The organism is Bartonella henselae str. Houston-1 (assembly GCF_000046705.1).
Lineage (GTDB): Bacteria > Pseudomonadota > Alphaproteobacteria > Rhizobiales > Rhizobiaceae > Bartonella > Bartonella henselae.
In genome coordinates this window covers 1,046,877-1,059,619 of record NC_005956.1, presented here as the reverse complement: position 1 = coordinate 1,059,619, position 12,743 = coordinate 1,046,877, and the positions used below count along the sequence as shown (strand labels likewise).

9 protein-coding genes are annotated in these 12,743 nt (G+C 32.4%); 5 read left to right on the top strand and 4 right to left on the bottom strand.

All coding sequences use genetic code 11. The annotated features are described in order from the left end of the window. Positions 1 to 45: 45 nt before the first annotated feature. Positions 46 to 2,583, top strand: coding sequence for an ATP-binding protein (locus tag AYT27_RS04920; protein ID WP_034447877.1), 2,538 nt, complete (start codon positions 46 to 48; stop codon positions 2,581 to 2,583). Positions 2,584 to 3,168: 585 nt separating this feature from the next. On the opposite strand, the gene AYT27_RS09250 is transcribed toward AYT27_RS04920, so the two are convergent. Both AYT27_RS09250 and AYT27_RS04910 read right to left on the bottom strand, forming a co-directional pair. Beyond that, the gene (locus tag AYT27_RS09250) at positions 3,169 to 3,798 is read right to left on the bottom strand and encodes a hypothetical protein (RefSeq protein WP_244393735.1); all 630 of its coding nucleotides are present in this window, start codon (positions 3,796 to 3,798) and stop codon (positions 3,169 to 3,171) included. 120 nt (positions 3,799 to 3,918) lie between these two features. After that, on the bottom strand, positions 3,919 to 4,194 hold the full coding sequence (locus tag AYT27_RS04910) for a hypothetical protein (protein ID WP_034447873.1): 276 nt from the start codon (positions 4,192 to 4,194) through the stop codon (positions 3,919 to 3,921). 1,573 nt (positions 4,195 to 5,767) lie between these two features. Here AYT27_RS04910 and AYT27_RS04905 point away from each other — a divergent pair. Continuing rightward, positions 5,768 to 6,163, top strand: coding sequence for a hypothetical protein (locus AYT27_RS04905; RefSeq protein ID WP_011180834.1), 396 nt, complete (start codon positions 5,768 to 5,770; stop codon positions 6,161 to 6,163). 114 nt (positions 6,164 to 6,277) lie between these two features. Continuing rightward, positions 6,278 to 6,658 (top strand): hypothetical protein, encoded by a 381-nt coding sequence (locus AYT27_RS04900; RefSeq protein WP_011180833.1) that lies wholly within the window; start codon positions 6,278 to 6,280, stop codon positions 6,656 to 6,658. A gap of 1,924 nt (positions 6,659 to 8,582) precedes the next feature. Here the strand turns inward: AYT27_RS04900 and purN are convergent. Further along, complete coding sequence (gene purN / locus AYT27_RS04890) at positions 8,583 to 9,194, bottom strand: phosphoribosylglycinamide formyltransferase (RefSeq protein ID WP_011180832.1); 612 nt, start codon at positions 9,192 to 9,194, stop codon at positions 8,583 to 8,585. After that, positions 9,191 to 10,276, bottom strand: coding sequence for a phosphoribosylformylglycinamidine cyclo-ligase (purM, locus tag AYT27_RS04885; RefSeq protein ID WP_011180831.1), 1,086 nt, complete (start codon positions 10,274 to 10,276; stop codon positions 9,191 to 9,193). The genes purN and purM overlap by 4 nt, the downstream gene beginning before the upstream one ends. Before the next feature lie 157 nt (positions 10,277 to 10,433). On the opposite strand from purM, the gene AYT27_RS04880 reads away from it, so the two are divergent. Together AYT27_RS04880 and hdaA are read left to right on the top strand one after the other, a co-directional pair. Next, the gene (locus tag AYT27_RS04880) at positions 10,434 to 11,645 is read left to right on the top strand and encodes an AI-2E family transporter (protein ID WP_011180830.1); all 1,212 of its coding nucleotides are present in this window, start codon (positions 10,434 to 10,436) and stop codon (positions 11,643 to 11,645) included. Then, positions 11,642 to 12,331 (top strand): DnaA regulatory inactivator HdaA, encoded by a 690-nt coding sequence (hdaA, locus tag AYT27_RS04875; RefSeq protein ID WP_011180829.1) that lies wholly within the window; start codon positions 11,642 to 11,644, stop codon positions 12,329 to 12,331. The genes AYT27_RS04880 and hdaA overlap by 4 nt, the downstream gene beginning before the upstream one ends. Positions 12,332 to 12,743: the final 412 nt, after the last annotated feature.

The window sequence follows — 12,743 nt, the reverse complement described above, 5'->3', positions numbered from 1 at the left end:
AGCAATTTGTGGCATAAGAAACGTCTATAATCAAGGCAAAGTGAGATGGATACAGGTTTTGAGAATAATGAGAGCTTATCATCTTCTTTTGTATATCGAGGAGGTATGATTCTTCGTGTTGTTTTTGTAATAGCTTTTCTCTTCATTTTAGGTCTTCTAGGTTTTTTTTATCCGCAGGGCTTTTTACAAAAAGCTACGTTGATATTTTTTTTGGCTTTAGCAATTATAGGGGGTGCTGCACTTGTTTTGGTTGGAATGGGGATTTTAAGATATAATGCAGCGCAGTTATATGAAGACTTTGATTTCACCATCTTTAATAATACCGATGATGCAATTATTATTTCTGATTTATCCGGTTTTGTTTATTATTCTAATCAAAATTATCAAAAAATCTTTACCTATAAGCCTAATTCTTCTTGTTATGCTGTCATTGCTGATCTTCCGGGAGCTGGTGCGTTGGCGTATCGCTTAAAAGTTGCAGCATATAGTGATCTTGCCGCGCAAGAAGAATTAAGGGTAGAACAGTCGATTTTTGTCCATTCACCGCAAAAAAACTCCGTTTGGTATAATATTTCTGTTCAACCAATGGCAAGGCGAAGAAAAAAGTTTTTATTTTGGCGTATTGCCGATATTTCTCATTTGCAAGAGTGTCGTGAAGTTTTTTTCTCAAACCTTCAAGAAGCTATCAATCACTTAGATCAAGCGCCTGTTGGTTTTTTATCCGTTAATACACAGGGAACGATTCTTTATGCAAATGCGATTTTTGCCGAATGGTTTTCAATTGATTTGGCGAATTTTACTGTTGGGAAATATAGTTTTGATCAATTATTTGATAGCGTTGGAGCTAATAGCTCATGGAGTGATATTTGTTTGCAAAATAACAAATATCAAAGTTCAGGGTACTCTTTGCCTTATAGGTTTTCCTTATCTTTAAATTCAGAGATCGGTTTGAAAATCTTGAATTGTTTTATGTGTGCTTCTTCTCTCTTAGAGGACAAAGTCATTTATCGTATTGTGGTAATCCCACAGAAAATACAAAAAGAAGAAAACGATAATCAATTAAAATTACCCAGTGTCTTAGTAGAGTATTTTGATGCGAGTCCATTTGCAATAGCGGTGGTAAAGCAGGAAGGACAATTGCTTTATATGAATAATGCCTTTTTATCACTCATGGGATGTACGGGCAATATTAATCTTTATGATGTCATATCTCGCCGTGATCGTGTGCAGCTAGAGCGTGCATTTTTGAAAATTACGACAAATAAAAACTATTCTGTTTCGATAGAAACAGTTTTAGAAAATAGTGAAGAACGCCATTTGCGTCTTCATGTTATGTCTATAACGCCATATCATGATGATGCATTACGAGATTTGATCATTATCTCTGTTATAGAAACAACAGAACAAAAAACGCTTGAAGATAAAATGATGCAAAATCAGAAAATGCAAGCTGTTGGGCAGCTGGCTGGAGGTATTGCGCATGATTTTAATAATGTTTTAACAGCAATTTTGATGTCGTGTGATCTTCTGTTAAATACGCATCGTAGTTTTGATCCTGCATATGCCGATCTTATTAATATTAAAAATAATGCTAACCGTGCGGCTGCACTTGTACAGCAGTTATTAGCTTTTTCTAGAAAGCAAACGCTTCAACCGGAAAAAGTTGATTTTACAGAACTTTTGTCAGATATTCGCAATCTTATTTTACCTCTTTTAGGCAATAATATTCAGTTAAAAATTATTCATGGAAGAGATTTGTGGAGTGTTGAAGTTGATCAAGCATCTTTCCAGCGTGTTATTATGAATTTGGTTATTAATGCGCGTGATGCTATGCCCAATGGCGGTATTGTTACGATTGCAACTAACAATATTACAAAACAACAAAGTGCTGAGTTTCATCATGTTGGTTTTGGATTTGGTGAGTATGTACAGTTGACTATTTCAGATACAGGAACTGGTATATCAGCTGCTGTACAAGAAAAAATGTTTGAGCCATTTTTTACAACAAAAGAAGTTGGAAAAGGAACCGGGCTTGGTTTATCGATGGTTTATGGAATTATTAAACAGACAGGTGGTTACATTTACTGTGATAGCCGAGAAGGGGAAGGAACAACGTTTCATATTTTTCTTCCTCGTTATATTCCTGATACTGTCCATGTAGGTTCTCAGCAGATTGAAAAAGTTGAAGAACAAGAGAAAAATACCGACTTAACCGGATCTGCAACTATTTTGCTTGTTGAAGATGAAGATGCTGTCAGAATGGGTGGGGTGAGAGCGCTCCAAATGAGAGGATATACTGTTTTAGAAGCTGCAACTGGGGTTGAAGCACTTGCCGTTCTTGAAGAAAATAAGGGTGCTGTGGATATTGTTATTTCTGATGTGGTGATGCCAGAAATGGATGGACCTACTTTGCTTAAGGAATCGCGTAAAAATTATCCTGACATCAAATTTATTTTTGTTTCTGGGTATGCAAAAGATGCTTTTGCTAAAAATCTTCCACAAGATGCTGTTTTTAGTTTTTTATCTAAGCCATTTACACTCAAACAGTTAGCTTTGAAAGTTAAAGAAACACTTACACAATAAAATAGTGGGTTTTATGTTTTAAGATTTTTTAGATAAAAAGTTCGTGTCTCTGATAAGATATATAATAATGTATAATCGATTTAACTGGGAGGAGATAGACTGTAGCTTTAGAGTAACATCAAGAGGTCTTTGTAAGGCTAGCATGCATCGTAGTGAGTGTGCCTCATTAGGCCATTAACTTTCTTTAATTTCTAATTCAGAAAGGTTTCTAACTATTTTCATTGTTTCTAAGCTTATTGTAATAAGCTGTTGAAATGTTTCTAATAGATAAGCCAAGTTGCTAAAAGTCTTAACAGTATAGCAATTAGTATCATTAACAGCTCCACTTTGTTTTATTACTCTTACACATATTGATGCTCCATAATTCATGCAAAAGCGGATTTACTGTTTAACAATATAATTGATAGGTTTCAGGAAGGGTATCTGTTATGATGATATTGCTGTTGTAGATACAAGGGGGCTTATCTTTTCTTTGCTATTTCCAGTAAATTGCATTTGTGTAACGTATAAAATTTTTCAAGATTGGCGATATCGGTAAGCTTAGGGGGCTTTTTAGAAATATAGTTAGATAAAATCTCTACACTTTTATAGTTCACATACAAATGGTAGAGTTCTTATCCAATAGTAAACAAATATCCCAAAATTTTTAGCGCTTTTTACACAAGGGATATGAGGCAATTCTTGAGAGAAATTATTAGCATAACAAGCATAATATTCTTTGAATGTAAGAGACTGTAAACATAGTGAAAGATATTTTTTTGTTATGATCTCACCGGGATAAGCAGACAGAAATTTCTTTACTCCTACATCTTTAGTTATGCCATCACGAACTTCTTTATCTGTTTTTGTAAGGGCTCTATGACAGCCAATAATTTTTACAGCGGCATCAAAATCAAGTTTGCAGTTTTTATTTGCAATAATATTCTGTATTGCTGGAGTGATAAACTTATCATCAATATCCAAGATAATAATAGTCTTATAAGGCGTTAAGAGTTCATTATCTACGGCTTCTATGAATGTATAGTGATGAAGTCGTTTACCGTAGAACTTTTTTTCATCCATAGAAATCAAAACGGCATTAATTTCACTAGAGCGCTTTTTGGAAATTTTAATAAAAATGCGTGTGGTTGCTGTCATGTATAGATGTTTCTTGTATGGAATAATTCTATTGTCATGAACTTTGATAAAATCAGATTTACTGTTATCTGTTACCAAGATTGCTTTCGTTGTACAAAAGGTTTTAATTACAAATGATCGGATTCAGTTTTGTTAAGCCATGGTTTTTTTGTGCATCACAAATGATTTTTATTGAATGATATGTTGAAAATACCACGGTTATTGCATCGGCTTTTTTTTAAGCTCTTTAGCATTCATTATTGCTTGCAATACAAAATCTGACATTTCCATCCCAATAACATCGTCTTGGTTTTTAAAATGCTTGCTTATTTTCTTATCAGAACAAACGGCAAAAGAATGTAATGGGAATTGTGCATCCGCTAATTTCGTATTGTTTACGATATCAAAGCAAAAGAAGATAGCAGAAATAAAATACTCCCACCTTTTTGTAAGGGTTTCTACTATTTTAAAGGCTGATAAAGGTTTTCTCCGCATCCTACACGCTATAATAAGCTTTCCATAATCTGTTTTTAATTCTCACAAACTTTTTTGATTGTTTTTTCTTGAAAGGGAATAAATCTCTTTTGTAGCTTTAAGAATAACTTCTTTTTTGTTGCAAATATTTTCCATACAAGGAAGGTCAATCCGATAAACTGATATCACTATCTCCTTTAATCATTGCGTTAATGTTGCCACTTAATTCCATTTCAGTTCTATCAACAAGAAGCAATATTTAAAGATATTTTTATCAGATGTCGCGATAAAGCTGTCGGTATATCTTGTGTTAATCTAAGGTTTAATTCGAAAATTTATACTGAATCTGAATACAATGTAGCTATTTTTATCTTGCAGCTTGGAAACAGATTAATGCCTATATCATTTTATTCCAATCTTCACGCTCCCACGTTCAATCGTAATGGCTATAAATTTTATCATATTGTCTATAATGAAGAGAAAATTACGTTAAGTCGGTAATAAAAAACTATTTTAGAAATAGTGTTAAGTGCACTTTAGAAATTATTTTTTCAAAATAGAATTATGATAGAGAGTATAGTTTGAGTATTTTATTATCATATTTATTAAATTAAATAATTTTAAGAATAAAAATTATTTCCGTATAAAAATTTGATTGATTATCATCAAAATAGTATAAATGTTTTTTATTAAATTTATTTAAAATAAATATCTTAAGTAAAGTAAAAATAGAGAAAAATTATAAATCTTTTATAAGTTAAATTTTTATCATATTATAGATATAAATAATATATATTTGATATAAAATTGTTTTAATTTTAATATTCTATTTTATAAACTGGTATGAACTATTTTGATATTTTTTATAAAAAATATTTTTATCATTTGTCTCATTAAATAATATAGTTTTAAATTGACGTTTTAAAAATTATATCACTTTGGTTTTATTTATATAATTTACATTATAAATTATTTAAAAAAAAATACTTTTTATACTTTACATATAATACGTAATGTATTATATTGATTATTTGTAAATTAATTAGCTTTTTATATTGTTTTTTATTAAATAATTGTTTTGTAGTAAAATTAATAATTACGATAGAAAGATCTATATGTGTAAAAAAAGGATAAAATATTGTTTTTATTTATTATTTTTCAATCTACCAATTTTAATACTATGCTTTGAAGAAAAACTTATTAAAATAGTAGATATATTTCTGTTGTATAAAAATGGAATTTTAAATTATTCAAGAAGTAATTTTTATTTCATTTTTGTTTCTAAGTAAATTCTTATAAAGAAATCATATCTTTTTTATCAGAATAAAAATCTAAAAAGTATTTATTATAATATCAAATTGTTGTTTATTTTGTTGGTTGCAGCTCTTAAAAGAATAAGATCTCAAGTAAATAACGCTGTTTACAAGTGAAGAATTTTTTAAATGTTTTTTATATCTCATAGGAGAAATAAATGTAAGAGGGTTTTTCTAAGCTAATTATTTTATTGGAGGAAAGTATGAGTTGATATGAGGAACTCATATTTCTTCATCAGGGAGGAGGAGGTTTTTTATTTTAGATGAAGGAAAAAATGAAAATGAAAAATGTATTTTCTATTCTTATAACGATTATTTTTATTATTTCTCAAGTGGTAAATGTGAATGCTGGACTTTGGAGAGGAGCATCTCAAGATAATAGAGCAGTCTTTTTTGCACAACAACACAACAACGCAATAACACAACAATATAAAGATCATTTTATTCGAGCGGTTAATATTCCTTTCATGTTGTCTCCTGAAGCAAGTATTGGAAAGGAAACAGATCTCTTTTCAGAAGGAAAAGTCGAAAACGTATTTATTATAACCTCAACAATTTTGGCTACTGGGGTATTCGGAGCTTTTTTAGGGTCAATATTTACAACAATGTTGATGTTTTTAGGTGGCACATTCTATAAATGGGCTCAGGAGGAAGATGCGAGAAAGAAAAAAAAATAGATGAAGAAAAAGCTAATTATTTTATTGGAGGAAAGTATGAGTTGATATGAGGAACTCATATTTCTTCATCAGGGAGGAGGAAGTTTTTTATTTTAGATGAAGGAAAAAATGAAAATGAAAAATGTATTTTCTATTCTTATAACGATTATTTTTATTATTTCTCAAGTGGTAAATGTGAACGCTGGACTTTGGAGAGGAGCATCTCAAGATAATAGAGCAGTCTTTTTTGCACAACAACACAACAACGCAATAACACAACAATACAAAGATCATTTTATTCGAGCGGTCAATATTCCTTTCATGTTGTCTCCTGAAGCAAGTATTGGAAAGGAAACAGATCTCTTTTCAGAAGGAAAAGTTGAAAAGGTACTAGTAATAACTTTTACAGGGTTGATGATAATGTTAGGAGTGGGGGGATGGATGTCATTTTTAACGTTTTTAGGATATAAAGCAGCTGAAAATGATTTATTGGGAAAAGTAGGAAAAAAGAAGTAAGAACTGACTATGTTGTTGGAAGAAAGTATGAGTTGATATAAAAAATTCATATTTATTCAGTTTACAATGAAAAATTTTATTGAAGTATCTTAAAAATGCACTAATCATGCCTTGTGCGTTTTCATAATATAGCATTTCCTATCCTAAAATATTTCGTTGTGGAGAGGTTTTTGCTACTTTAAAAATGTTGTTAAATTAGAGAGCCTTGTCTATTCCATATATGACAAGGTTTTTTTATACCACGTTATTCTGAAACTGTGTTTTAGCTTTTTTGATTACATTCATAAGATTGTGATCAACGTGATAAAAATAAACTTTGGTGGCTTTTGTAGTGATTCATTCATTGGTAACTAACGACGGAATATTGAAATATTCATATGAAGCCAATTTGCATTCTCACGGTTTTAGACATAAGAAAATTCTTTTAATGCAAAAAATTGTAAACAATCATATTTATTATTATTAAAAGTAAGTTTATTGATAAAAAAGACAGTATTTTATGCTATAATCATTCGGGTAGTCATTTATGACTCTTTTAGACAATGAATGAGAGAAAAGAGAGAGAAAGTTGTTCACAGACAATGGGATTATTCATCCTTTATCTTCACCTTTTCCTGTGACATCAGATTCCCATTTATCCATAAAAACACAGTACTGTTTTAAAAAGTCTGTGTGACGATGCATCCGGTTACTTTATCCACTTCTACGACATGCTCTAGGATGGTTTCAGAGACCTCATAAAGATATTAGTTTTTTTTCTTTTAGACACTCACGTAAATTAGAGCGAAACCTATGCGGATATGCTTCAAGCTCAATTTCACTGATATATTTTTCCATGACTGAATGTGAAAGTAGCACGAATGGAGAAAGAAAGAGTAAAATCATTTTTGGGAAGGCGATGAATTTGTTGAATGATCTTTATTAATTATGACATAAGAAACTTGTATGAACGCCTGTAAGCATAAGAAAACATAAAGCCAAATGTATAAATGTTGTTGTTTTGCTTAGTGTTTTTATAAAAAACTGGACATTCTTTCTAATTAATAGCTGGTAAGTTTTGCATTTTATGGCGTTTTTATTCCTAATAAAGTTTTTTCTATTGTTTGTAAAACTAGACTTAAGGTAGCATTATTTTTAAAACAGAGATTAAAAAGAGCAAGAGCTTTATAAGTTGTTCGAGCTTTTGTATTCTAAATTGGAGCGAAATATTGCGTATATCTGTTTGGGTAAGCTCTAAAATGGAGAGACAGTCTAATTGGGGCATAATATGGGGGTTGTAAAGGTACAAATCAGTTTTCATCTTTTACCCTTTAATTCGTTTTGCGACTTTCAAAAGTGTCCAAAGCAATATGTTTTAAGTGATGTAAATTACCCATTGCCTCACGCTTTTGTTTCTTTCATTTTTTGATAGGGGAATCTCTTTCACGCAAAAAAAAAACTCCATTTTTTACTATTCACGCAACTGCTTTTAAAAAATATCTCTTATTTCTTCCAACCCCATTTTATGACAGTGTTTGTGAATAGTATAATGCAAAATCCATTAAATATTGTTACTTTTGTACTTATGAAAATAAAATTATTACTATAATTGTATTTTCTAAACTTTAATATTTTGACTACTTTTGTATTTATACAGTTTCATAAGGGGTATATTTTTTCTTTTCTAAAACGGCTTTTATTTACATACCAATCGCACTATAATGTGTAAGAGAATGTTTTTCCTGATTCATTACTAAGAGAATTTAAAACAAAAGAATCTTACTATTATATATTCGAATTTTATATTTAAGTTGTAAAACTTATTAATTATCTTTATAAATCAATAATGTTATTTCATCATGAAAAATTTCTTATAGATCTCAAAATGTAGGAGTTGAAGAATAAATTGAGATTTTGTAATGCAGCAATCTATTTGTTTATGTACTCAAAAGGATAAAAGTTGTTGTTGAGCATCTGTTATTTTGTTGTTTCCTTCAATGAATGCTTTTAAAGCTTCGGGGTAGAGTTTATGTTCAGCCTTAAGAACTCTTTGCGCTAAGCTATCGGCTGTATCATTAGGACATATTGGAACAGCTGCTTGGGCAAGAATCTTACCTGAATCCATATCTTCTGTAACAAGGTGAACAGTGCAACCAGTGATTTTAACACCTGCTTGTAAAACTCGTTCATGTGTTTTTAGACCTTTAAATGAAGGCAAAAGAGAAGGGTGAATGTTTAAAATTTTTCCTTCATAGAGTTTTACGAAACGAGATGAGATGAGGCGCATGTAACCAGCAAAGCAGATAAGATCCGGCTGATATTTGGCTAAAACCTTAAAGATAGATTCTTCATATGCTTCTTTAGTTGGATAATCCTTGCGATCAATAATATGAATGGGCAAATGATTGTCACGTGCTTTTTCAATGCCTTTAGCATGAGGATTATCGCAAATAACTGCGATGATTTCAGCAGGATATTCTTTTTGTTTGCTTGCTTTAACCAGAGCAACCATATTAGAGCCGTTGCCGGAAATAAAAACAACAATTTGTTTTTTCATAAGTGAAGTGCACCTTTAAAAGTAATTCCTTTGTTTTGGCGTTTTGTTAATTTGCCGAGTAAAGTAACTGTTTCTCCTTGCATTTTAAGTTCTTGAGTAACTTTTTCAACCTCATGTTGCGCTACGATTATGATCATGCCAACACCACAATTGAATGTTCGTAGCATCTCTATCTTCTCTATTTTTCCTTGTTTGGCAATCCATGAAAAAATTGATGGAACATGAATGGCAGAAAGATTAATTTCAGCACAGAGAGATGAGGGAAGTACGCGGGGAATATTTTCAAGAAAGCCGCCTCCCGTAATATGAGCAAGAGCTTTAATTCCTTTGTAACTTTTTATAATGGGCAAGAGAGATTTTACATAAATACGTGTTGGTGTGAGAAGTGCTGTGCCAAGATTCATTTGAGGATTAAAAGGGGCATGATCATTCCATTTTAGATCACTTTGTTGAATGATTCGTCTGACGAGAGAGAAACCGTTGGAATGAATTCCAGATGAGCTAAGACCTAAAATAATATCACCTTCTGTAAGGTCTTTTGAAGGTAATAATGCACTACGTTCAGCAGCTCCTACGGCAAAACCTGCTAAATCATAATCTCCTTTCGCATACATATCAGGCATTTCTGCAGTTTCTCCGCCAATAAGAGCTGCACCTGCTTGCTGGCATCCTTTTGCAATACCAGAAACGATAGCCGCACCTTGTTCAGGGTCAAGTTTTCCAGTTGCAAAATAATCGAGAAAAAAGAGCGGCTCAGCACCTTGTACAAGTAAATCATTGACGCACATGGCTACCAGATCAATACCAATGGTATCATGAATACCTACTTCAATAGCAATTTTTAGTTTTGTTCCCACCCCGTCATTGGCCGCTACGAGGATGGGATCGGTGAATCCTGCTGCTTTTAAATCAAAGAGTCCGCCAAAGCCGCCGATTTCTGCATCTGTTCCTGCTCGTTTTGTTGCGCGTATGAAGGGTTTAATTTTTTCTACCATGGCATTACCCATATCGATGTTTACACCGGCTTTTGCGTAGGTAAGACCGTTCTTAGATTTATCATTTATAAGATCTTGATTGTTCATTAGAATTTTCCTTATGGGAAATCAGGTTTTGATATTATGCAATGCCATGATAGGGTCATCTCTGCAAGAGATATTGATAAGAAAATAAACGACTTTGCTTGTGACCCATGTAAAAGAAGTTTATAATTTTTGTGAAGAGTTTTTTTTAGGATATTTTATGAGTAAGATATCAGATAACCATGATCATTCTGCTTTGCAGTTTATGAAAAAGAAAGTTCGTGAGAATGGATCCCGTGATATTCGTCAGATTTATGTGCCAGCTTATACTCAAGTACCGTTACCAAATAATATGAAAAAGCAAATTTTTTTCTGGCTTGGTGCGCTGATTTTTTTCATTCTTTTTATGCTTGTTTTTGGATCAATTTTGCTTCCTTTTGTAGCAGGGATTGTGTTGGCTTACTTTCTTAATCCGATTGTTCAATTGCTTGAAAAATTTCGTATTCGTCGTGTTTTTGGCACTATTCTCATTACTTTGTTTATTGTTGTGGTTTTTGTTGCTGCTTTAATCATTTTGATTCCTATTATCAGTTGGCAAATACAGCAATTTATGAACGATGGGTTGCCCGTTTATATTAATCGTATTCAAACTTTTTTCGTTGAACATGATTTTGATTGGGTTAGACGCTATTTTGGAAGTGATCCAAATGAATTACAGAGTAATATTAAGGGGCTTTTAGGACAAAGTTCTGATTTTATTACATCTCTCTTGAATTCACTTTTGAAATCAGGAAAATCTCTCGTAAATATCGTCAGTCTCTTTGTTGTGGCACCTGTGGTGGCGTTTTACATGTTATTGGATTGGCCACGTATGGTTACAGCAGTTGATTCGTTGATACCACGGGATCATCTTGAAACTGTTCGCAGTATTTTTCATGAAATGGATAGAGCTATCGCTGGTTTTGTTCGTGGTCAAGGAACAGCTTGTTTAATATTGGGGGGATATTATGCTATTGGTTTGACCATTACGGAGCTCAATTTTGGTCTTTTAATTGGTATGTTTATTGGCCTTATTAGTTTTGTTCCTTATATTGGTACAATGAGTGGTTTTTTACTCTCTGTTGGTGTTGCGTGGGTCCAGTTCTACCCAAATAATTGGGGGTGGATCATTGTTGTTATGGTTATATTTTTAATTGGTCAATTCATTGAAGGCTATATTCTTCAACCAAAACTTGTGGGTTCGTCAGTGGGGCTGCATCCGGTATGGTTAATGTTTGCGCTTTTTGCTTTTTCTTCACTCTTTGGTTTCACTGGTATGCTTATTGCTGTTCCTGCGGCTGCTGCTGTTGGTGTTTTGGTTCGTTTTGCTCTTCATACTTATCTTAATTCTCAGATGTATTCGCGAAGTGGAAATTCGGAGAGGCTAGAATGAATAAGCGTGAAACACAATTACCCTTGAATTTTTCTTATAATCCGATTTTCCAATTTGATGACTTGGTGGTAACGGAGAGCAATCGTATGGCTTTTCAGCTTATTGATCATTGGCCGAATTGGATCTTACCTATTGCAGTTTTAGTTGGAAAAGAAGGATCTGGTAAAACCCACTTTTCTAGTGTATGGGCTGAGAAAGCGGATGCTTTAAGATTTCATCGCAATGAGATCGATCAAGCTATTGCTGTGGCTTCTTCAGGTAGATCATTTTTAATCGAGGATATTGATTTGGGTGAAATCAGTGAGACAGGGCTTTTTCACTTAATTAATAGCGTTAAGCAAGCAAATCTTGATATGTGCCAAGCTACTTTGTTGATGACGGCACGTACAGTACCTTCAACATGGAATTTAAAGTTAAATGATCTTAAAAGTCGCCTTAATTCGATTATGTTAGTTGCGATCAATCAGCCTGATGATGCATTGTTAACAGCTGTTGCTTTTAAACTTTTTTCTGATAGACAGATTACTGTTCATCCGGATACTGTTTATTATCTTGTAAACCGTTGTGAGCGTTCTTTGTTTTCGTTGAAGCGTGTTATTGACTCTGTTGATCGGTTGGCATTACAAAGAAAAAGCAAAATAACGCGTGCTGTCATTGGTGAAGTCCTTAATATGCAAGTTCAATGAAAACTATTTTAAGCATGCTGTAAGTTGTTTAATAGAAATCACTTTTCTATTACTATTTCAGTGTGTGGAGAGAAATATCTTTATTTAGGTTTTTTATTTTCGCTACATCTGTTGAAGGTGGATAAAAAGGGTATTTCTTTTGATTATTTTTCTACGTGAGAGCATTTTTACCTTTTTAAATGCGCTCGTTGTCTCAATGTTGTAAGCTTTTTAATTTATGACTCTGTTCTCTTTTTATAGTTTACACAAGCTCGTTAGGTTTGCCAAAGCAATTTAACTGAGGAGGATTCTTTCTTTTTTTCTATAACGAGACTTTATATGACTTAAATGCAAAAACGTTTGTTTTTTAATTTATTCACTGCTGAGAGAGTTAAGAAAGTGCGGGATTTTCAAAAAGTAAGAATAATTGTCA